This window comes from Candidatus Sericytochromatia bacterium, from assembly GCA_035285325.1.
Classification (GTDB): domain Bacteria; phylum Cyanobacteriota; class Sericytochromatia; order S15B-MN24; family JAQBPE01; genus JAYKJB01.
On sequence record JAYKJB010000003.1, the window covers coordinates 1 to 21,433 of the forward strand.

Annotated in this window: 19 protein-coding genes and 1 tRNA gene; 12 read left to right on the top strand and 8 right to left on the bottom strand. The window is 67.7% G+C overall.

Annotated elements, in window-relative coordinates; translation table 11 throughout:
- The 4 genes from rfbH to VKP62_00585 all read left to right on the top strand — a co-directional run.
- A partial coding sequence (gene rfbH / locus VKP62_00570) for a lipopolysaccharide biosynthesis protein RfbH (GenBank protein MEB3195673.1) occupies positions 1-1,187 on the top strand: 1,187 nt, incomplete at its 5' end.
- Positions 1,188-1,396: 209 nt separating this feature from the next.
- Positions 1,397-4,162, top strand: coding sequence for a pitrilysin family protein (locus tag VKP62_00575; GenBank protein MEB3195674.1), 2,766 nt, complete (start codon positions 1,397-1,399; stop codon positions 4,160-4,162).
- Entirely contained in the window at positions 4,159-6,261 is a 2,103-nt protein-coding gene (locus VKP62_00580) for a carbon starvation CstA family protein (protein MEB3195675.1), read from the top strand. Before VKP62_00575 ends, VKP62_00580 begins: the two co-directional genes overlap by 4 nt.
- Entirely contained in the window at positions 6,261-6,419 is a 159-nt protein-coding gene (locus VKP62_00585; GenBank protein ID MEB3195676.1) for a hypothetical protein, read from the top strand. Before VKP62_00580 ends, VKP62_00585 begins: the two co-directional genes overlap by 1 nt.
- A gap of 124 nt (positions 6,420-6,543) precedes the next feature.
- Here the strand turns inward: VKP62_00585 and VKP62_00590 are convergent, their stop codons facing one another.
- The 3 genes from VKP62_00590 to VKP62_00600 form a co-directional block, all read right to left on the bottom strand.
- Positions 6,544-7,440, bottom strand: a complete 897-nt coding sequence (locus VKP62_00590) for a hypothetical protein (GenBank protein ID MEB3195677.1) — start codon at positions 7,438-7,440, stop codon at positions 6,544-6,546.
- A gap of 164 nt (positions 7,441-7,604) precedes the next feature.
- Positions 7,605-8,993 (bottom strand): tRNA uridine-5-carboxymethylaminomethyl(34) synthesis GTPase MnmE, encoded by a 1,389-nt coding sequence (mnmE, locus tag VKP62_00595; GenBank protein MEB3195678.1) that lies wholly within the window; start codon positions 8,991-8,993, stop codon positions 7,605-7,607.
- A 6-nt stretch (positions 8,994-8,999) separates the two neighbouring features.
- Positions 9,000-9,953 (bottom strand): hypothetical protein, encoded by a 954-nt coding sequence (locus tag VKP62_00600; protein ID MEB3195679.1) that lies wholly within the window; start codon positions 9,951-9,953, stop codon positions 9,000-9,002.
- 227 nt (positions 9,954-10,180) lie between these two features.
- On the opposite strand from VKP62_00600, the gene VKP62_00605 reads away from it, so the two are divergent.
- Positions 10,181-11,041 (top strand): endonuclease, encoded by an 861-nt coding sequence (locus VKP62_00605; GenBank protein ID MEB3195680.1) that lies wholly within the window; start codon positions 10,181-10,183, stop codon positions 11,039-11,041.
- 25 nt (positions 11,042-11,066) lie between these two features.
- On the opposite strand, the gene VKP62_00610 is transcribed toward VKP62_00605, so the two are convergent.
- From VKP62_00610 to VKP62_00620, 3 genes are all read right to left on the bottom strand, one after another.
- The gene (locus VKP62_00610; protein MEB3195681.1) at positions 11,067-11,825 is read right to left on the bottom strand and encodes a FliA/WhiG family RNA polymerase sigma factor; all 759 of its coding nucleotides are present in this window, start codon (positions 11,823-11,825) and stop codon (positions 11,067-11,069) included.
- A gap of 32 nt (positions 11,826-11,857) precedes the next feature.
- On the bottom strand, positions 11,858-12,235 hold the full coding sequence (locus VKP62_00615; GenBank protein MEB3195682.1) for a hypothetical protein: 378 nt from the start codon (positions 12,233-12,235) through the stop codon (positions 11,858-11,860).
- Between the two features lie 172 nt (positions 12,236-12,407).
- Positions 12,408-13,829 (bottom strand): ATP-binding protein, encoded by a 1,422-nt coding sequence (locus tag VKP62_00620; GenBank protein MEB3195683.1) that lies wholly within the window; start codon positions 13,827-13,829, stop codon positions 12,408-12,410.
- 102 nt (positions 13,830-13,931) lie between these two features.
- On the opposite strand from VKP62_00620, the gene VKP62_00625 reads away from it, so the two are divergent.
- The 7 genes from VKP62_00625 to VKP62_00655 all read left to right on the top strand — a co-directional run bounded on the left by VKP62_00625 (position 13,932) and on the right by VKP62_00655 (position 20,151).
- Positions 13,932-14,915 (top strand): queuosine salvage family protein, encoded by a 984-nt coding sequence (locus VKP62_00625; GenBank protein MEB3195684.1) that lies wholly within the window; start codon positions 13,932-13,934, stop codon positions 14,913-14,915.
- A gap of 12 nt (positions 14,916-14,927) precedes the next feature.
- A complete protein-coding gene (gene tgt, locus VKP62_00630; protein MEB3195685.1) occupies positions 14,928-16,223 on the top strand; it encodes a tRNA guanosine(34) transglycosylase Tgt in 1,296 nt (431 codons plus the stop codon).
- A 12-nt stretch (positions 16,224-16,235) separates the two neighbouring features.
- A complete protein-coding gene (locus tag VKP62_00635; GenBank protein MEB3195686.1) occupies positions 16,236-16,709 on the top strand; it encodes a protease inhibitor I42 family protein in 474 nt (157 codons plus the stop codon).
- On the top strand, positions 16,706-17,026 hold the full coding sequence (locus tag VKP62_00640) for a rhodanese-like domain-containing protein (GenBank protein MEB3195687.1): 321 nt from the start codon (positions 16,706-16,708) through the stop codon (positions 17,024-17,026). Before VKP62_00635 ends, VKP62_00640 begins: the two co-directional genes overlap by 4 nt.
- Positions 17,027-17,279: 253 nt before the next feature.
- The gene (locus tag VKP62_00645) at positions 17,280-18,704 is read left to right on the top strand and encodes a vWA domain-containing protein (protein MEB3195688.1); all 1,425 of its coding nucleotides are present in this window, start codon (positions 17,280-17,282) and stop codon (positions 18,702-18,704) included.
- Between the two features lie 83 nt (positions 18,705-18,787).
- Positions 18,788-18,861 (top strand) — tRNA-Arg (locus VKP62_00650).
- A 321-nt stretch (positions 18,862-19,182) separates the two neighbouring features.
- Positions 19,183-20,151 carry a pentapeptide repeat-containing protein gene (locus tag VKP62_00655; GenBank protein ID MEB3195689.1) on the top strand — a complete coding sequence of 323 codons (969 nt, stop codon included), beginning with the start codon at positions 19,183-19,185 and terminating at the stop codon, positions 20,149-20,151.
- Positions 20,152-20,274: 123 nt separating this feature from the next.
- On the opposite strand, the gene VKP62_00660 is transcribed toward VKP62_00655, so the two are convergent.
- A complete protein-coding gene (locus VKP62_00660; protein MEB3195690.1) occupies positions 20,275-20,655 on the bottom strand; it encodes a transcriptional regulator in 381 nt (126 codons plus the stop codon).
- The gene (locus VKP62_00665; GenBank protein ID MEB3195691.1) at positions 20,645-20,968 is read right to left on the bottom strand and encodes a type II toxin-antitoxin system HigB family toxin; all 324 of its coding nucleotides are present in this window, start codon (positions 20,966-20,968) and stop codon (positions 20,645-20,647) included. Before VKP62_00665 ends, VKP62_00660 begins: the two co-directional genes overlap by 11 nt.
- Between the last annotated feature and the right edge of the window lie 465 nt (positions 20,969-21,433).

Genomic DNA, 21,433 nt, shown 5'->3' on the forward strand with positions numbered 1-21,433 from the left:
ACCTGGTAGATGCATCGCTCGACTACTGGCTCACGGCTGGCCCCTACACGGCGCGCTTCGAGCAGACCATGCAGGCGTTCTTTGGCGCCCGGGACTTCGCCTTCGTCAATTCGGGCTCCTCCGCCAACCTGCTCATGGTCTCGGCCCTGTGCGCCGAGGAAACGCCGCGCTTGCTGCGGGCGGATGATCCGCCGGCCTTGCAGCCGGGTGACGAGGTGATCACGCCGGCCGTCACCTTCCCGACCACCCTGGCGCCGATCTTGCAGAACGGCCTGGTGCCCGTGTTCGTGGATTGCGAACTGACGACCTACAACGTCGACCCGCAGGCGGTGGCCGAGGCGATCGGGCCGCGCACGCGGGCGATCTTCTTGCCCCACACGGTCGGCATTCCGACCGACCTGGACGTGCTGGTGAAGCTGGCCGAGGACCATCGGCTCTGGTTGCTGGAGGACGGCTGTGACGCGTTGGGCGCGACATGGGGCGATCGCCTGGTCGGCACCTTCGGCGCCATGTCCTCGCTGAGCTTCTATCCCGCCCACCACATCACCACCGGTGAGGGCGGCGGGGTGGTGGTGAATCACCCGCGGCTGAAGAAGGTCGTACGCTCGTTGCGTGACTGGGGGCGTGACTGCTGGTGCGATCCGGGCGTGTCGGACAGCTGCCACAAGCGGTTCGGCTGGCAGCTGGGCGAGCTGCCGGCGGGTTACGACCACAAGTACATCTATTCCAATCAGGGTTACAACCTCAAGGCCACCGACATGCAGGCGGCGATCGGGCTGGCCCAGAGTGCCCGCATCCCGGAGGTGGTGGCGGCGCGGCGGCGCAACTTCGCCCGCTACCAGTCGCGCCTGGCACCTTATTCGGATGCCTTGCTGTTGCCGCAGCTTCACCCCAAGGCCAACCCCTCGCCCTTCGGCTTTCCGATCACGGTGCGCGAAGGCATCGATTGCCAGCGCCTGATCGCGCACCTGGAAGCCGCGCGCATCGAAACACGCAAGGTGTTTGGCGGCAACATCCTCAAGCAGCCTGGCTTCATGAACATCCCGCGCCGGGTGCATGGCTCGCTGGCGAACAGCGATCGGATCATGCGCGACACCCTCTTCGTGGGCGTCTGGCCTGGCATGAGCGAGGCCATGGTCGACTACGTGGTCGAGAGCATCGCCAGCTTCCTGCGCGAGCACGCCTGAGCAGCGGGGGCTGGCTGGCCTGGCCGGCCGTGTTTCTGCTGAGGGTCGCGATAAGCGCCGCGCAGGGCCGGCGATGCGGTCTGAGCACCTTGCCGCGTCGCGATGAGGCCGGGGGCCGACCCGTTCGGCGAGGGGGGAGCTGACGGCAGGGCCCGGTCGGCGGTGGTGCCTGTGGTATCGTAATCCGCATCTGAGTGCGGAGGTACCCGATGACGCCCGTTCGTTCGCTTGCATGTCTGCTGGCCGCCTGCCTGGCCATATCCACGCCGGCCCCTGCCTCGGCCCATGCGGTGGCCAGGTCCGCCACTCCATCCGTGCGCCCCGGCCTGCCCGCGCTCACGACCCACCGCACGGTGGCCGGGCCGATCACGACCTTCACCCTGCCCAACGGCCTGCAGGTGATCCTCAAGGAGAATCACGCGGCGCCGGTGGTCAGCTGGGTCGTCACCTACAAGGTCGGCAGCCGCAACGAACCGGCCGGCGCCACCGGCTCGGCCCACCTGCTGGAGCACATGCTGTTCAAGGGCACCAAGACCCTCGGCAAGGGCCAGATCGCCCAGCTGCTCGACCGCAACGGCGCGGACAGCAATGCCAGCACCTGGACCGACTGGACCAATTACTACGAGACCTACGCCTCCAACCGGCTGGAACTCGGGCTCAAGATCGAGGCGGCCCGCATGCGCGACGCGTTGATTCTGGATTCCGAGCGCCGCAGCGAGATGACGGTGGTGCGCAACGAGCTGGAGCGCGGCGAGAGCAACCCGGGCCGGATCCTCTACCAGCAGCTCACGGCCACGGCCTTCCAGGCCCATCCCTATCACCATCCCACGATCGGCTGGCGCTCGGACGTGGAAGGCGTTCCCACCGCTGACCTCAAGCGCTTCTACGACACCTACTACCAGCCGAACAACTGCGTGGCCGTGCTGGTGGGCGATTTCGAGACGCCCGAGGCGGTCCGCCTGATCACGCGGTATTTCGGTGCCATTCCCCGCGGCAAGACCCCGCCCGCGGTGCGCACGGTCGAGGAACCGCAGCCCGGTGAGCGGCGCTTCGTGATCCGCCGCCGCGGCGACACCAACATGGTGCAGCTGGGCTGGCACATTCCGGCCGTCTCCCATGCCGACATCGGGCCGCTGGTGGTGATCGACTCGATTCTCTCGGCCGGGGTGACGGGTCGCCTGTACCAGGGCCTGGTCGAGACCGAGAAGGCCTTGCAGGCCTGGAGTGATGTCGGCGTGCAGCGCGATCCCTCGCTGTTCCGCCTGGGCGCCACGCTGCGGCCGGGCGGTTCGCACGCCGAGGTGGAAGCTGCCCTGGTGGCCCAGCTGGAGCGCCTCAAGACGGAACCCGTCATGGCAGCCGAGCTGGCCAAGGCCAAGGCCCAGGCCCGGGCGTCCTACATCTACGAGAACGAGGGCACCACGAGTCTGGCCATGAGCCTGGGCTATTACGCGGCGATCGACCGCTGGCAGCGCAATTTCAGCCTGCTCGACGAGATCGAGCGGACGGGCGTGGCCGACTTGCAGCGGGTGGCCCGGACCTACTTCAACCCGGATCAGCGCAGCGTGGGCTGGTACGTGGCGACGCCGGACGGTCCGGTGCCGCCGGCGCCGAAAAACCAGGGTGGTGGCGCCGCCACGGCCAACGCGGCGCGCGTCAAGCCGGCTGCGCTGTTCGAGTTCGAGCGCCGGGCGGCCCAGCCGCGGCCGCTCACCTTGCCGGTCAAGCGGGTGCTGAAGAATGGCCTGACCCTGATCGTCCTGGAGAATCCGGGCTCGCAGACGGTTGCGCTCGACGGCTTCGTCTGGGCGGGGCGCACGCACGACCCGGCCGGCAAGGCCGGCCTGGCCGGGGCGGTGGCGGCGCTGCTCAAGGAGGGCACCGCCAAGCGTAGCAAGCTGGCCCTGGCCGATGATCTCGAACGGGTCTCGGCCTCGCTGTCCTACAGCCGGGGGCTGCACGTGGCCGACATCGAAGGGCGCACGCTGGCCGAGAACCTGGACGTGTTGCTGACGGCCGTGGCCGAGACGCTGGCCACGCCGGTCTTTCCCGAGAGCGAGCTGAAAAAGTTCCAGGCGCGCGCGGAGGCCGCGCTGAAACAGGCCGAGGATGAGCCCGGCACGCGCGTGGAGCGTGCCTTCGGGCAGCTGGTCTATCCGGTCGGTCATCCCTATCGCCCGCTGGACCTGTCGGAGAGCCTGGCGGCCCTGCGCAGCCTGACCCGCGACGACATGCTGGCCTTCCACCGCCGGCATTATGGCCCCAACACCACCACGCTGGTGCTGGTGGGACGCCTGAAGGCCGACCAGGCGGCTGCCCGCCTGGAAACCCTGCTGGCTGACTGGAAGGCGGCCGAGCTGGTGCGCCCGGCCGTGGCCGCGCCGGATCGCGGTCGGCCCACCCGGGTGGTGGTGCCCATGCCCGACAAGACCAACGTCGAGGTGCGCATCGGCCACGCCACGCCGCTCACGCGGCGGCATCCGGACTACCACGCCGCCCAGCTGGGCAACTACGTGCTGGGCGGGGATCCGCTCAGCAGCCGGCTGGGTCTGCGCTTGCGTGACGAACTGGGCCTCACCTACGGCACCTATGCCGTGTTGCAGGTGGGCCAGGGGCCCGGGCCGTGGTGGTCGAGCCTGACGGTCAACCCGGCCAACCTGGCGCGGGGCCTCTCCGAGCTGCGCACGGTGGTGAATCGTTTCCGCCAGACGGGCGTGACGGAGCAGGAGCTGGCCTTCGCCAAGTCGGCCATGATCGGCGGGCAGGCCGTGGGCCTGGCGACCAACGCCGGCATGGCGGGTTCGCTGGGCACGATCGCCCAGTACGATCTGGGGCTCGATTACTGGAAGCGCTATCCGGGCCTGATCGGGGCGATCGACAAGGCCCAGGTGGACGCGGCCATCCGCCGTTACATCCTGCCTGAGGCGGCGCACACGGTGCTGGTCGGGCCGCTGCCGGCCCAGGCCCAGCCATGAGCGTGGCGGCTGGGGAGGCCCTGCCGCCGCGGCCGAGCGGGCGGGCCCACGCGCTGACGGTGCTGCTGGCCGGCTTGCTGGCGATCGCCCTGGGCGTGCTGGCCGGCGCCCGCGGCGAGGGCGTCAACGCGCTCTGGCTGCTGACGGCCGCGCTCTGTAGCTATGCGATCGGCTATCGTCTCTACAGCCGCTTTCTGGCCGAGCGGGTCTTCCCGCTGGAGGCTCGGCGCCGCACCCCGGCCCATCGCCTGGAAAACGGCCGCGACTTCGTGCCGACTCGTCCGTTCGTGCTGTTCGGCCATCATTTCGCCGCGATTGCCGGGGCGGGACCGCTGGTGGGCCCGATCCTGGCGGCGCAGTTCGGCTTTTTGCCGGGCCTGCTCTGGATCCTGATCGGGGTGGTGCTGGGCGGCGCGGTGCAGGACTTCGTGATCCTGGCGGGGTCGGTCCGCCGGGATGGCCGCAGCCTGGGGCAGATGGCCAGAGACGAGCTCGGCCCGGTGGTCGGCTTCATCACGGGGCTGGCGGTGCTGGCGATCATGGTGATCCTGCTGGCGGTGCTGGCCCTGGTGGTGGTCAAGGCGCTGGCGGCCAGCCCCTGGGGCACCTTCTCGCTGGCCATGACCATCCCGATCGCCCTGCTGGTGGGCCTGTACATGCAGGTGCTGCGGCCGGGCCGGGTGCTGGAGGGCTCGCTGCTGGGCGTGGGCCTGCTGCTGCTGGCCCTGGTCGGCGGCCGCCATGTGGCCGAAAGCCCGGTCTGGGCGCCGGTGTTCACGCTGGAGGCACGCACCCTGGCCTGGGCCCTGATGGGCTATGGCTTTGCGGCCTCGGTCCTGCCGGTCTGGCTGCTGCTGGCCCCGCGCGATTACCTGAGCACCTTCGTGAAGGTCGGCACCGTCGGCCTGATGGCGCTGGGCATCCTGATCACGGCGCCCGTGCTCAAGCTGCCGGCACTGACCAGCTTCATCGACGGGAGCGGCCCGGTGGTGGCCGGGGCGCTGTTTCCGTTCTGCTTCATCACGATCGCCTGTGGGGCGATCAGCGGCTTTCACGCGCTGGTCTCCTCCGGCACCACGCCCAAGCTGCTCGACCGCGAGACCGACTGCCGCGTGATCGGCTACGGCGCCATGCTGATGGAATCCTTCGTGGCGGTCATGGCCCTGGTGGCGGCCTGCATCCTGGAGCCCGGCGTCTACTTTGCCGTCAACGCGCCGGCCGCGCTGGCGGGCGACAACCCGGTGGCGGTGGCGACCACCGTCAGCGCCTGGGGCTTTGCGCTGGCCCCGGGGCAAATGGAGGCGCTGGCGGCGCAGGTGGGCGAACCCAGCCTGTACGCGCGCACCGGCGGGGCGCCGACCTTCGCGCTCGGCATGGCCCAGGTCTTCGCCTCGGTGGTCGGAGGACCCGCCTGGATGGGCTTCTGGTATCACTTCGCGATCATGTTCGAGGCGCTCTTCATCCTGACCACGCTGGATGCCGGCACGCGGGTGGGTCGCTTCATGTTGCAAGACTTGCTGGGCCACCTGTGGGCGCCGCTGGGCCGCACCAGCTGGTACCCCGGGGCGATCGCCGCCTCGGCGCTGGTGGTGGCGGGTTGGGGCACCTTTCTGTACCAGGGGGTGGTCGATCCGCTGGGCGGCATCAACAGCCTCTGGCCGCTGTTCGGCATCGCCAACCAGCTGCTCGCGGCGATCGCCCTGTGCGTGGGCACGACCTTTCTGGTGCAGATGGGCCGCAGCCGCTACGTGGGGGTGACCCTGCTGCCGCTGGCCTGGCTGCTGGCCGTCTGCTTCAGTGCCGGCTGGGAGAAAATCTTCTCGGCCAGCCCGCGGGTCGGCTTTCTGGCCCATCGCGCTCAGCTGGAGGCCAGGCTGGCGGACGGCCTGGTGTCCGCCGAACAGCTCGGCATGACCCGGACGATGATCGCGAACGACACCCTGAATGCCTGGGTGGCGGGCTTGTTCCTGCTGCTCACGGCGCTGGTGGTGCTCCTGTCGGCGCGGCGCTGGGGGGCGGTCTGGCGTGGCCAGTTGCCGGCCGTCAGCAGCGAGGTGCCGGCCGAATACCAGCCCCAGGCGGTGGGGGCAGCGTCCTGATGGGGGCCCTGTGGCGGCGCGCCTGGCGCCTCTTGCAGGACCTGTCGGGCGAGACGGCGCTCCGGCAGCGCCTGGCGCGGGCGGACTGCGGCTGCCGGCCGGCCGGGGTGCGCGCGGTCTGGGAGGCCCAGTTCGGCGGCGTCCACCGCTGTTGCTGAGTTCGCGCGACAGCTGATGGGCTTTGCCGCCGTGGTTGGCCCGAGGTGTGACCGGGTGACCTCCCCTCGAGGGGAACGTCGTCCCCTGGTGCAGCTCGGGGGCAGGTCGGATTCAGCCGCGCTTTCAGAGGGTCCCGCTGGCCGTGGTGGTCCCACTGGCGGTGGTGGTGCCGCTGGCCGTGACGGTCCCGCTGCCAACCTGGTCGGCGGGCACCTGTTCGCGCTTTTCCATTTCCATCTTCAAGGTGAAATCGATGTCGCCGAAAGCGGCCGCGGAAGCCGGTAAAAGCGTCGTCGGCAGCTTTTTACCCTTGGCTTCCTGTTTGACCATGCCCTGGGCCGCGGTCATGAACAGATCGAAGTCGACGCCATTGCCATTGATGGTGCTCTTGAATTTCTGTCGCACGGCATTGGCATAAGGGGTGCCCAGCACGGTGACCGCCTCCTTCGTGCTGGTGGGGGCCTCGTTGCTGACATTGGCCTGGCCGGTGCTGTCGAACAGCACCGAGAGCAGTTTGACGTAGGGATTGCCGCTGCCCTTCGTCAACGCCACCACCCGGTCGATCAGGATCGGGTCGCCCTTGCCCCCGAAACTCTTGAGCTTGTCCGTCTTGATGTCGAACTGGCTGCGAATGCTGGCGCCGTCCGTCTGGACCGCCTGGCATGTCAGCGTCGCGACGCCGTCCAACGCCACAGCCCCCATCGCGGCGACGATGGAGACCTTGTATCGCCAGCGCAGGCCCACCGCGTTGAAGGGGAAGGCGGTGGCGGACGCAATCTCATCCTGACTGGCCTGGACTGGTGTCGGCGTCGGCGTGGGCGTCGGTGTGGGAGTGGGCGTGGGGGTCGGCGTGGGGGTCGGGGTTGGCGAGGGGCTCGGCGTCGGCGAGGGGCTGGTCACGGGCTTCTTGGGCCGTGGACTCCTGACGGTGGCCACCAGTTCGTCTGGCCCCACCTTGGCGCTGCAGCTGGCCGTCACCAGCAGGGAAAGGGCCAGTGCCCGCCAGATTGGAGGCGTCATGCGCACTTGTTTGCATCCTGTCGGCGGGGGGACGGCCGGTCAACTCACGCGGGACTGTCCGGATGAAGGGCGGGAGCGCTTCTGGTTGTTGCATACCCCCACTCATCACGCTTGACACGAGCGCGCTATGGTCCGGCACCTCTCGGCGAGAGCCGGGTGCCGGCTCATTTGCCGACGCAGAAGCGGCGGAACACCTCTTCGATCACGGTCTCGGTGATGGCATCGCCGGTGACCTCGCCGAGGGCCGCGATCGTGGCTTTCACGTCGATGGCCAAAAAGTCGGCGGCCATCCCTGCGCGAGCGGAGCCGTGCGCCTGTTCCAGGTGATGCTGGGCTTGCGCCAGGCACTGGCGATGCCGTGCGTTGATCGCCACGGCCGGCTGTGTCGGGGCCGCGCCCTGGACCTGTTGGCTCAGCCGTCGCCCCAGCTCATCCAGGCCAGCTCCCGTCAGCGCCGAGACCGCGCAGACCGGTCCCAGCGTGGCGAGTGCGCTGAGCGCCTGGGCCCCGGCTGCGCCGGGCGAGAGCGTGTCGGCCTTGTTGGCCACCACCAGCAGCGGCTTGCCCCGCGCCGCGGCCACCAGATCGTGCTCCCGTTCGTCGATCGGGGCGGTCAGGTCGCAGACCAGCAGCACCACGTCGGCCGCCGCCAGCGCGGCCTGGGAACGGGCCACCCCGATCGCCTCCACGGCGTCCTCGGTGGCGCGAATGCCGGCGGTATCGACGATGCGGTACCAGACGCCGCCCAGCATCAGCGACTCTTCCAGCACATCGCGGGTGGTGCCGGCCACGGGCGTGACGATGGCGCGTTCCCGTCCGAGCAGGGCATTGAGCAGGCTGGACTTGCCGGCATTCGGACGTCCCACCAGCGCCAGTCCCACGCCCTCGCGCAACACCTGGCCTTCGTGGGCGGTGGCCAAGACGGCCGCCAGGTCCCGTCGGGCGTCGCTCAGTAGCCGATCGGCCTCGTCGGCTCCGACATCGTCGATCTCATCAGGAAAATCGATTGCGGCCTCCAGCCGTGCCAGCAAACCAACCAGCTGATCCCGGGTCTCGGCCAGCTGACGCGACAGACGCCCCTCCAGCTGGTTGAGCGCCACCGCCAGGGCCCGCTCGCCGTGCGCCTCCACCACGTCGCCAATGGCTTCCGCCTGGCTGAGATCGAGCCGACCGAGCAGGAAGGCCCGCTTGCTGAATTCCCCCGGCGCCGCCAGGCGGGCGCCTTGAGCCAGTACCAGCTCCAGCGTGCGCGTGGCGGCCAGCCCCCCGTGCGTCTGGAATTCCACCACGTCCTCGCCCGTGAAACTGCGGGGGCCGCGCATGACCAGCACGAGCGCCTGATCGACCGGTTGGCCCGTGGCAGGGTCGACCAGCCAGCCCACGTGTGCCTGGTGGCTGGCGCGGGCTGACAGCGGGACGCGCGGCTCCTGCCGGGCGCCGTTGCGAAAGAGCCGCTCCGCGATGCGGAGGGCATCCGGGCCCGACACCCGGATGATCGCCACGGCGGCAGGTCCCTGGGCGGTCGCGATCGCGGCGATCGTGTCAAATCGCATGGTCCCTCACGGTGTTTCGAGGCGGCCTGTCAGCACGAGGTTGCGGCTACCCAGCACGCGGCCGGCACCGGAGACGGCCACGCCGAGGCGCGCAGGCCCTGCCGCCGGGGCGTAGCGGAACATCAGGGTCGTGCCGCTGGCCGGCAGCAGGGCTTCCGGACGCTCGACCTCGATCAGGGCCAGTCGGACGCGCAGCGGGCTGCGGTCCTCGGCGCGTGGTGGGTCCAGCTGGAGCTGCAGCAGCCCGGTGTGATCGCTGCGCAGCTGACTGTTGGCCTGGGGGTTGCGCTCGGCATCGAGCGTGAGGGCCGTCATGGAGGCGGGGGTATCGCGCCAGCGCGTCCAGAGTGGCACGTCGCCCAGCTGGGTTCTTTCTTCCGGCTCCTGCGGGTCGGGGCCCTGGGGACCGCTGAATCCGACCACGTAGAGGCCCAGATCGCCATGGCGCAGGCGCCAGACCATGCCCCGGGCGCCCATTTCCTGCTGCATCCGGAAATGGCCGTGGCGACTGAGCAGCAGGTCTTCCTTGGCGGTCGGCTCCGGCTTGGTGGCCAGCACGAAGAAGGCCGGGCCACTCAGGGCGAGGTCCATCGGTTGCTGGGTGGTGCGATAGGGCCCGAGGGTGCCGCTGGCGGACGGTTGCGGCGAGGGGCTCGCCAACGTGTCGCGGGAGGCGGTGGCCTCGGGGGTCGGTTCGCTCTGGCGGCCGTCCGGGCTGATCGGAGACGGCGTGGGCGTGACGCGGGCGGGCGGTGTGGCCAGGCCGGGCGTCGCGACCGGTGGCAGCACTTCCCGGAAGGGGGTGGCGACGGCGCGCGGGGGGGGCGTGGCAGGGGTGGCGGAGGGGCCCGGCTGGCTTCCCGCCAGGGGGCTGGTCAGGGCCGGCAAGGCTTCCGGCTCACAGGCGCAGAGTAATGGAAGGCAGCCCAGCAGAAACAGAGCGGGTCGGAGAGAAGGCACCCCTTCCCTATACCCGATGCCCCGTGCCGCCGCCAGGGACGGCGTCTGTCTGGTTTCAAGGTTAATTTTCGATGAAACCTCTCAAAAATGTTCCGAATGCTCTCAGTATCGCGAATTTTGAACGAGAAAATAAATTTCCATTGGGTCTTCACAAAGCTGAGGTGAAGGTGTTAAGCTTCACTTAACTTTGTTCGGCCGTTCTGTTGGCGATGATAAAGGAGTGACCGGTGACCACGCGACGCGCTCTTCTGCCGTTGATCCTCGGGTTTGCTCTGGCCGCCACGGCGTGCGGCCTGCCCGCCGCGCCAGGGGCGCGTGCCGCGCTCAAGCGCCCTGCCGTGACGCGCAGCCTGGGGCGGACCATGCCGGCCGACTATTATGCGCCGGTGGCCAACATGTCCGGCCCGGCCTTGTTGCAGGGCCTCAACCAGCTGGTCGGACCCCACCGCGATCTTGGTTATGATGGGGCCCGCGATGTCATGTTTGCCGACGTCGACGACCTGGACGGCGACGACACGGTGGCCTGCGTCTACATCGGACGGGCGCTGGACAACGTGCGGGATCGTGCCAGTGCTTTCCGCAACGGCGCCGGGTTGAACGCCGAGCATACCTGGCCCCAGAGCAAGGGCGCCGAGGGATCGGCCAAGGCCGACCTGCACCACCTGTTTCCTTCCGATGTGAAGGCCAACAGCACCCGCGGCTCCTACCCCTTCGGTGAGGTGGCGCGCGTGGAATGGGCCGAGGGCGGAAGTCAGCTCGGCGACAACGGGTCGGGTCGGCGGGTCTTTGAGCCGCGGATGGACCAGCGCGGCGATACCGCCCGCGCGCTGCTGTACTTTTTCACCGTCTATGGCGTGACCGGTGGCCCTGATCTGGAAAATTTCCGTCTGGAGGAACCCACCATCAAGCGCTGGCACGAGCAGGACCCTCCCACCACGGATGAGAAGCTCCGCAATGATGCCGTGTTTGCCGTGCAGGGCAACCGCAACCCGTACATCGATCACCCGGAGTACGTGGCGCGCGTCGGCGGCTTCATGCAGGCGGGCGCCGCGCTGAACGCGCGCGTCTCCAAGCGCCGCCCGCGCTGACCCGGCGCGCGGGATCGTCCAAGCCTCAGCCGGCGACCAGCTGGTTGATCTTGGTGCGTAGACGCCCCATGGCCTGGGCGTGCAGCTGACACACGCGGCTCTCCGTCACGCTCAGCACCGCCCCGATTTCCTTCAGGGTCAGGCCTTCGTGGTAGTACAGGGCCACCAGCAGGCGTTCCCGCTCCGGAAGCAGATCGATCGCCTGTCCCAGCACATCCAGCATGGCCTCATGGTCCAGCTGGGCAGCGGGTCCCAGACGATCGTCAGGCAGCGTGTCCAGCCAGCTCAGCTTGTGACCATCGTCGCCGGCGGACACCAGCTCGTCCAGGGAGAGCACCGGGGCCGTGATTTCCGAGAGGTTGCGCGGCAGGTCGTCGACGGTCACGCCCAGCCGGGTGGCCAGTTCCTGGTCGGAGGCCGTTCGTCCCAGCGTGTTCTCCAGGTCGCGGATGGTGGCTTCCATCTCCTTGGCCTTCTGCCGCACGGAGCGCGGCAACCAGTCCTGGGAGCGCAGCTCGTCGATGATGGCGCCCCGGATCCGGCTGACGGCAAAGGTCTCGAATTTGAAGCCCTTTTCCGGGCTGAAGCGCTCGATGGCGGTGATCAGGCCCATCACCCCGTAGCCCAGCAGGTCATCGGCATCCACGGTCGGCGGCAGCGTCACGGCCAGGCGACCCACCACATACTTCACCAGCGGCAGATACTCCAGGATCAGCCGTTCGCGGGTGGCGATGTCCGGCTTCCGGGTGTATTCCTGCCAAAGTTCGGCGGTCTGGCTACTCAATCAAAGGTCTCCTGAGGGACCACATCGGGGCGTCATTCTGGAAGCAGCGTTTGCACATGCTTGGCCGAGGCCTTGAAGTCGAGTGGCAGGAATGCCTGGTCCTCTCCCCCGTAAGTCAAGCCGATCTCGTCCATTCGGGGCCCGCCTGCGTGGAACTGGTTGTCTTCGCCCACCGTGAAGTCCACTCGCTCGCCCACGCCATCTTCGCGTGACTTTTTCGGCATCGTCGAGGCAATCGAAGCAATCACCATGCCGACCAGAACTCCGGCGAGTGAACCGGTGATGCCCGCCACCACGCAGCGTCCCACCATCACTTCGAACGGCACGTTGATCAGAAATGAAATGAAGAGGGTGATCAGGCTCGCGGCGCTGCCGAAGATCCCGCCCCAGCTCATATCGACTTGACCCAACCCAGTGCTCCGGTCCGGCGGGACAGTGGAACCCCGCCACCCCCCCCATATGTACCCGAAACGCGCTCAAAGCTCAACGTGACACAGGCGGCAAGCCTGAGCGTGTCTCACCTTCGAGCAGGGAGCCATCGCGGGCCGGTCACCGGTGCCCTGAGGACTCCTCTGCCTGGCATTATAAAGGGGCCACGGGAAGCGAATCAGTGAGCGGAAACCGAATCTCGAAAGTTGTGCCCCGGCCCGCCTCGGATTCGATGTGCAGGCTTCCCCCCAGTCTCGCGACGCGGTGCTGAACCGCATCGAGACCGACCCCGCGTCCTGAGATCAAGGTGACCTCGGCGGCGGTGGAGATGCCTGCCTGAAGGAGCAGGGCATGCAGGTCGCGCTCGCTGGCCGCGTGGGCCTGCTCCTCGGAAATGAGTCGACGCTCCACGGCGCGGCGACGCACCGCCTCCAGGTCGAGTCCGCGACCATCGTCCTGGAGCCTGAGCACCCAGGCCTCGCCTTGAGGACTCAGGCTCAGCCGCAGGTGTCCCACGGGAGGTTTGCCGGCGCGCTGGCGTTCCGCCTCCGGTTCGATGCCGTGATCGACCGCGTTTCGCACCAGGTGCATCACGATGTCGTGCAAGTCGCTGGCCAGTGGAGCCGGCAGGGTCGTGTCGGCCGCCTCCACGATCAGTTCGGCCCGTTTGCCCAGCTGGGAGGCCAGGTCACTCACCACCAGAGGAAACATGTCCAGCACCCGGCGGGAGGGTCTGTTCGGTGACGCTCCAGTCGACACGATCACGACCTCGGCCACGTCTCCCAGGGCGAGCAGCTGTTCTTGCAGGCCTTCCGGGCTCACGTCGGTTCGGATCGTCAGCGACAGACGTCCCTCCTCGCCAGGATCCTCCAGGCATTCAACAGGAGGCGCGACGGACAGCACCACGCTGTGGGTCTCCAGGGCAGACACGATCATCTGCGCGCGCACGCTGCGCAGCATGCAACTGGGATCGAGTCGGATCGACACCTGGCAGGTATCCCCGCGGACCAGCACCAGCGGACCGGCCTCGCTGGCTTCTCGCCACATGGGGCCTTCCGGGCACGCCGGTTCAGGCAGTTGCTGACAGAGTGCCAGCAACTCAGCCACCACCGGCGGTGACACCTCTCCCTGGCGATCGGCGAGGGCGTCGGCCAGGCGGACTTCGAGCGCCCGCACAGCCCTGCCCAGCAATTTGAACACGCCGGGCTCATGGGCCAGCTGGCCGGCGTGGAGAGCCGCCAGGATCTGTTCGAGCAGGTGAGCCACCTGGGCCAGATCCTCGAAGCCCACGGTGGCCGCGTTGCCCTTGAACGTGTGGATTTCCCGAAACACCGAGGCGAGCGCCTCAGCGTCGTCTGCGCTCCGCTCCAGGTGGGCGAGTTGCTGGCCCACCTGCGCGAGCTGGTCGTGAACGTCTTCGAGAAACAGACTCAGGTAGTAGGCAGATTCCACGTGGTCGCTTCCGCGCACTGACACCCGGCCGGTGCCTTTGGCTTCATACCCGCTTTGCAGCTTCTCGCCAGTGTTGACGTGGGGATGTTGATGGGTTTCCCGGTCATTCCGCGTACTCGCCATCCCTGGCTTCGTCAGTTCAGCGGCGCCAAGCTGGTACCGAGGCCATCGACGCCCACGTGGCCCGGCGGTGCGTGTTATGATGCCGGCATCGAGGAGATATCCATGGGGGTCGAGCAGGAAATTGGAAACGGCATCCTGCCGGGCGTGCGCTTCGTCATGCAACAGGCGCGCCACGTGTCGATTGAACGGGCGGGGGTGCAGCGGGCGGCGGATGAAATCGTGCGACGGGAGTTGCCGATTCCGGGCTGGAATGCGACGTGGCATTTCACGGATGGCAGCTGGCGCACGGCCCATTACTTGCTGGTGCTCGATGCGCTGAACTTCAGTTTCTGGGCCAGGCCGGACGTGCCGCGCTGGGGCATCGATTATGCCGGTCAGTCGCTGCGTGGCTACTGGGCGCTGGCTGCTGCGCTCAAGCGGGCTATCGAGGCTGGCTATCCGCTGTATGAGGCCTCGTTCATGGCCGATTGCCCGGCCGAGACGCTGGCCGGCATTCTGGCCGGGCGGGGGGAGATTCCCCTGTTCGAGGCGCGCTTGGCGCATTTGCACGAGGTCGGCCAGACCCTGCTCAGTCATTGGGAGGGGCGCTTCACGAATTTCCTGGCGGCCTGTGAGGGCTCGGCCGTGCGGGTGGCGGAGCGCTTGCCCGAGGCGTTTCCCAGCTTTCGGGATGAAAGCCTCTATGCCGGGCGTTCCATTCGCCTGGCCAAGCGGGCCCAGATCCTGCCGGCCGATCTGTGGGGTGCCTTTGCGGGTGAGGGGCCGGGGCGTTTTCACGACATCGATGGCCTGACGGCCTTCGCGGATTACAAGGTGCCCCAGGTGCTGGAAGCCCTGGGAGTGCTGCGCTATTCCGACGCGCTGGTGACGTGTCTGACCGCCGCGGAGGAACTGCCCGCGCACGGCGAGATGGAGGTGGAACTCCGGGCCGCGACGATCCTGGGGGTGGAAATCCTGCGGGAGGTGCTGGCTGCACGCGGCCGTGTGCTGAGCGCCGTCGAGCTCGACTGGATTCTCTGGGAACTGGGACTCTCTCCCGACGTGCGCTTCAAGCCTTATCACCTGACGCGCACCACGGCCTACTGACGGAGATTCACCGTGGCCTTGCACTTCGAGATCGAACGGCGGCTGCCCGGCACCCTGGCCCGTGCCGGGCGCCTCACCCTGCCGCACGGGGTGGTCGAGACGCCGGTGTTCATGCCTGTCGGCACCAAAGCCACGGTCAAGGCGCTGACCCCGGAAGACCTGGAAGACCTGGGTGCCCAGATCATCCTCGGCAATGCCTACCACCTGTACATGCGTCCGGGCGCCGAACTGGTGGCGGAGATGGGTGGCCTGCACGGATTTTCCGGCTGGAAACATCCGTTTTTGACCGACAGCGGCGGATTTCAAGTGTTCAGCCTGGGCTTCGGCATCGAACACGGGGTCGGCAAGATCGCCAAGATCTTCCCGGGCGAGAGCAGCCCAGCGCCCGCCCGCCGGGTACCGGCCGGTCAGGCCGGTGGGGAAAAGCTCTGTCGCGTCGACGAGCACGGCGTGACCTTTCGCTCGCATCTGGATGGCTCGCTGCACCGTTTCAATCCCGCCGTGTCGATCGACATCCAGCAAAAACTGGGGGCTGACATCATCCTGGCCTTCGATGAATGCACCTCGCCGCTGGCCAGCTATGCCTACACGCGACAGGCGCTGGCGCGCACCCATCGCTGGGCCCGGGAGAGTCTGGAGGCCTGGACCAACCCGCATCAATCCCTGTTCGGCATCGTGCAGGGGGGCGCCTACGAGGACCTGCGTCGCGAGAGCGCGGCCTACATGAACCAGGTGCGCACGGATGACCATCCGGGCTTTCCCGGCTTCGCCATCGGGGGCTCGCTCGGGGAGTCCAAGGCCGACATGCACCGCATTCTCGAGTGGGTGTGCCCGATCCTCGACGAACACAAGCCGCGCCACCTGCTGGGCATCGGCGAGCCGGAAGACCTGTTCGAATGCATCGAGCGTGGCGCGGACATGTTCGATTGCGTCGGACCGACGCGGGTGGCCCGTCACGGGTCTCTGTACACGCCAAACGGCAAGATCAACATCCGCAACCTGCGTTTTCGAGAGGATCGCGGTCCGATCGATCCTGCCTGCCGCTGTTACACCTGCACGCGCTACAGCCGAGCTTACCTGCGCCACCTGTTCCTGGCGGGTGAATTGCTCTATCACCGCCTGGCCAGCATTCACAACCTTCACTTCATCGTGCAACTCGTGCGCCGCATCCGGCAGAGTATCCTGGAGGGCGATTTTTTTCGCTTCAAGGCCGAATTTCTGGCCGACTATGGACGTCCGGCGTCCGCCCTGTCGTCCGGCGAGGCCACCGCGGCCCCCGCCTCGGAAGCGTCGTCGGACCAGGTTTGAGGGGGGATGGAGATGGGCGCCAGGCAAGGATGGATGCGCTGGGGAGGCGTGTGGCTGCTGCTGACGGCGTGCCAGCCCGGCCTGACGCGGGTGGACGGCAGTGGCGCGGTTGCGCGGCCGGTGGCCTCCAGCGTGCCGCTGCCGGAGGGCCCTGCCTCCGCCCGCCCAGGCCAGGCGGCGCCTGACCTGGTCATCTCGGTCCAGGTGGGTCAGACCTTCAACGTGACCCTGGTCGGGATTCCCACGGCAGGCTATCGTTGGGAACTGCAGGCGGGATTCGACCCGGCGGTCGTGAAGCTGCTCACCCGGCGCCTGGTCGAGCGGGACCCCGGCCAACCGCCGCTGGTCGGTGGAACCACGCCTGAGGTCTTTGAACTGCAGGCGCTGGCGGCGGGCACGACGCGGCTGACCTTTTTGAATTACCGCCCCTGGGAGGGACCCCAGCAGGCCGTGGAGACTCGTGTGTACGAGGTGACGGTGCGATGATTCCCCATCTGACGGCTCCTGAACTGGCGCAGCGCCTGGCGGCGGGCGAAGCGCTGCAGTTGCTCGACGTGCGCGAGCCGGAGGAGTGGGCGATCGCCCACTTGCCGGGTGCGCGTCTGGTGCCGCTCGCGACCCTGCCCGAGGCCCTGCCCGCGCTGGATTCGCAGGCCGACTGGGTGGTCTATTGCCACCACGGCGTGCGCAGCCTGCATGCGGCCGGTTACATGCAGGCGCAGGGCTTTGGCCGCGTCAGCAATCTGCTGGGCGGCATCGATGCCTACAGCGCCCAGGTGGATCCCGCGCTGCCCCGTTACTGAGCCCGGCGCCCCCTGTCCTGGGGGCTGTCTGAGGTCGATCCGATCGTGGCCCGTTGCTCGTCAGGACAGCGGTCGCAGGCGGCTGCGCATCAACCGGTTGGCCTCTCCTTTGATCAGGGGCTTGACAGGTTTGACTTGATTGGTATACAAATTTGGTATACAGGCTGAATCGCCCCCGTCACGGTTTTTCACGCCGCCCCGCCGGGTACGTCATCTGCGCCACATGCCTGGCACCCAGACAAGGAGAACCCCCATGGCCACCTCTCGCTTGCTTCCCCTCGTTGCCCTGGTCGCATCCGCCTTGCTGAGCGGCTGTACCGGTTCGCTGGCCACCACCGTGCCCCTGGGCGCCCGAGACGTCAACGCGAAGGACCCGGGCAACCTGGTTGGCCTGGATTCCGGCGCCCTGATTTCGAACAAGGCGACGGTGGGCCGCGCCGGGCCAGCCATGTCAGAAGCCGCTGCCGCGCCCGCGATGATGGCGCCCTCGGCCCGCGCCTCCGCCGCACCGATGGCCGCACCGGCGCCGATGGCGCCCGGGGCGACCGTGAGCGCGGATATGACGATGGCGCCTGCCAAGGTCCCCTCGCAGACGGCCGGCAGCGAGTTGCGGGCCGGGGCGGTGGATGACAACGCCAAGTTCAGCGACTACCTCAAGTTCCTCAAGGAATTTGACTGGGAGTCGGCGGATATGAAGCCGCGCAAGCGGGACGTGAGCCAGCGCAAGCTCGTGAAGGTGCTGGATGCCGATGGCAAACCGGTTCACAACGCCGACGTGACGGTGATCCGCCCGGGCAGCGACTGGGACGGTGGCTCCAGCAACCTGTCCGTGCTGTACGCCATGCGCACCCACACCGACGGCCGGGCGCTGTTCATGCCGCAGCCGGAGGACCCCATCCCCAAAGATGGGCTTTACAGCCTTCACGTGAAGGCCGGGGAGAACGGCGCGATCGCGACGGGCACCTTCAAGCTGGCGGAGAGCGACTACACGATCAAGCTGCCGGCGCCCGTGCAGCGGGTGGCCACCGGTGTGCCGCTCGATCTGGCGATCGTGCTGGATGCGACCTCTTCGATGTCGGGGGAAATTCGGCGCTTCCAGGATACGATCGTCTCGATCGCGGAGCGCATCCGGGAACTGCCGCAAAAGCCCAAGGTGCGCTTCTCGCTGGTGGCTTATCGTGACCAGCAGGAGGCCTACGTCACCAAGACGACGCCGTTCACCGAGGAAATCGGCAGCTTCCAGCGCGCCCTGAACGACGTGGTGGCCGCAGGCGGCGGGGACAAGCCGGAGGACATGGAAGCGGCCCTGGATGCCAGCCTGAACAAGCTGGAATGGAACCGCCAGGCCGTTCGCCTGGCCGTGCTGGTGGCAGACGCGGCGCCCCATACCGACTACAAGGACGCGGTGCCTTACACCACCTCGATCGTGCGGGCGGCTCAGGAAGGCATCAAGTTCTTCCCGATCGGGGCTTCGGGGCTCGAATCCGAAGGCGAGTATGCGATGCGCCAGATCGCCCAGGGCACGCTCGGTCAGTACTTGTTTGTGACGCGCGGCGGAGATGAGGCTTCGGGCGGCGGCGGCACGGCGTCGGCCAACGTCGACAAGTTCCGCGAGGGACGGCTCGACCTGATTCTGGTTGACCTCGTCAAGGCCGAGCTGGCCAAGCTGGCGGAATAACCGACGGCTTCAGGCAAGGCGGGGCCCGGCGCGATCGCGCCGGGCCTTCGTGTCCCCAGGGGGCCGTGCTATGATGACAGCGGGCCTCGGTAGTTCAGTTGGATAGAACGCGTCCGTCCTAAGGATGATGTCGGGGGTTCGAGTCCCTCCCGGGGCGCCTGATAAGAAGCCGGTTTCCAGCGATGGCTGGGGGCCGGCTTTTTCTCTCGGCATCCCTGGGGCATCCTTTGCGGGGCGGGTGATTGACCCGCGCTCGTCCTGAGAGACTAGACTCAGCGCTGCTCGTGGGGAGAATGCGCTGGGGCCCATTGAACCCTCGTCCGTTATCAGGACCCCAGCAGCTTGGTGTAGCGCATTTTGTCGGAGCGCAAGTCCTGGAGCTCCACATTCAGCTGGTCGATCTCGGCTTTCAGGCGCTTGGCGGCTCTGCTGTCCATGTAGCCGATGAGGCCCGAGATTCCGGCCGGAGGGCAAACCCATGGCCATCATCCAGAACCTCTTCAAGCAAGCGGCCGCCAAGTCCGGCCGCTCGGCCGCCAAGGCCGGAACCCAGGTGGCGAAGGAAGCCACGGAGGGGGTTGCCCGGCAGGCGGCCGACAACCTGGCCCTGGGGACGCGTCCCCGCGCCCTGACCGTGAACCGTGCGGGTGTCTTCCCCCGGGAGATCACCCCCAAGCAGATCGCGGCAGAGGTGCGGAAGCGCGAAGCCACCAAGTTCAACTGGCCGCAGTACAGCGAGCGCGAACTGGGCCCTTACAAGCCCAGCGGGCTGCGTGGCGCCACGATGCCCGGGGCCAAGCTGCCCGGCGCTGACCTCGCCGAGTTTGACCTGACCGGTGCCAAGCTGCCCAAGGCCGTGCTGGACGGGGCCGACGTCAACAGCGCCAGGCTTAACGGTGCCGACCTGCGGGGGGCCTCCCTGAAGGGCACCAATGCGCAGGAGGCGCGTTTCAGGAAGGCCGACCTGACCGGCACGGACTTCAGCGGCGCCAACCTGAAGCACGCTGACTTCGAAGGCTCGCAGGTGGGCGCGGCCATCGGCATCGAGAAGGCCAACCTCATGGGCGCGCAGATGCCTGGCGCGAAGCTCCCCGGTCGCAACCTCACCAAGAAAGAGCTCGACTTCATCAACCTGAACGACGCGGATCTCCGCCGCGCGGACCTGCGCGGCTCCACGGCGTGGGAAGCGGAGCTTCGCAAGGCCAACATGACGGGCGCCAAACTCGACGACGTGAACCTCGACGCGGCGGATCTGCGGGGCGCCAACCTGACGGACGCCAGCATGCGCCACACGAAGATGAACGCAAAGACCCGCCTCGACGGCGCCATCATCAACGACGGCAGCCAGAGCTACGTGCTGCACGACCGGGAGGCGCTGCGTCGGCACAAGCCCCTGCTGACGCCCTTCGAGCCGGGCTGGCAGGAGGGCGCGCCCGGCTCGCTCTGAGGCCGTTACGGCCCACGGCCGCCCCCGGTCGAAAGTCAGGCGCCCGGTTGGGCGAGGTCATCCACGACCCCGTTCACCGGGCGCCATCCGCGTGTCGATTCCGGCGTTCGGTCCAACGAACGACTAGGCGACTTCGTTTCGCCCGCCACCTGGAGCACGGATCAGGATCTCGGCGGGGATTCCCAACCTCTCGACCAGCCGACGGATCATCGGCAGCGTCAGCTGCCGCTCCCCCTTGAGCACCTCGTAGACTCGGCTCCGTGAGCCAATGACACCGTTCAACGCCTTGGCGTCGAGGCCCAACTGCTCGAGGCGAAATTCGATCGCCGCAATGGGGTCGACCGCGGGGGGGGCCACGTGTGACCGTTCCCAAGCCTCGACCAGCGTGACCCATACCTCCAAACGGTCGCCCTCGTCCGTTCCTTCGGGCGCCCCCCACAGGCGTTCGATTTCTTGAAGGGCCCGATCGTGATCGGCGTCCGTCCGGATGGGCTTAATCTCCATAGCTGACCGTCCTCACGTCAATGCGATCATACGCCTCGTGGGTGCCGAACCACTTCACGAAAACAATCTGCCGGCCGTAATCCACCGCGACCACCAATCGAAAGTCGTTGCCCTTGATGTTGAACACCAGGCGATCGCTGCCCACGATGCTGGCGTTGCGATAAGCGAGCTTCACATCGGCGGGGGTTTTCCAGGTTGCCCGTCTGACCTCCTCGTACCAGGCGCCGAGAGCGCCTGCCACTGCGTCTTGCTCCGCCCGCCCGGCCAGCCCAGTCAGGAATCTCGTCAACGTCTTGTATGCGATGACCCGCATGATTCATCCTACCCTGTTCCCGTCTTGGGAACAACATGGCTTCTCTCGCTGAGGGGACCCTGCCTCCACCGGGGGACCGTGTGCCGGCGAGGGAAGCTGAAAACGTTGCGCCATGGTGTGCGGACCACACGCTGGCCTCGATGGAACGCTGAGGGCCAGTATACCGCTGGGGCCCCGCTTCCCGTGGTTGTCCGAGCGCGGGAACCCGGTGAACAGGTCGCGACTCGTTTTCCCGCTGAAACCATGTGCTTGAGAAATCGGCCACTGAGGAGGCCCCCAAGGCTTGGGAGCGGGCGCGTCTGGTGATGGGGCCGCCGAGGCGGGATTCAAACCCGCGCAGCGGTGGAACATGACGATTATCTTCTTGCCCGTCGATGAGGTTCTGGATGCCGGATATTCGTCCCAATCAGCCGCCGCTGGATCCGCGGGCCACCAACCAGGCCCACGTGGTCACCCAGGGCGGCT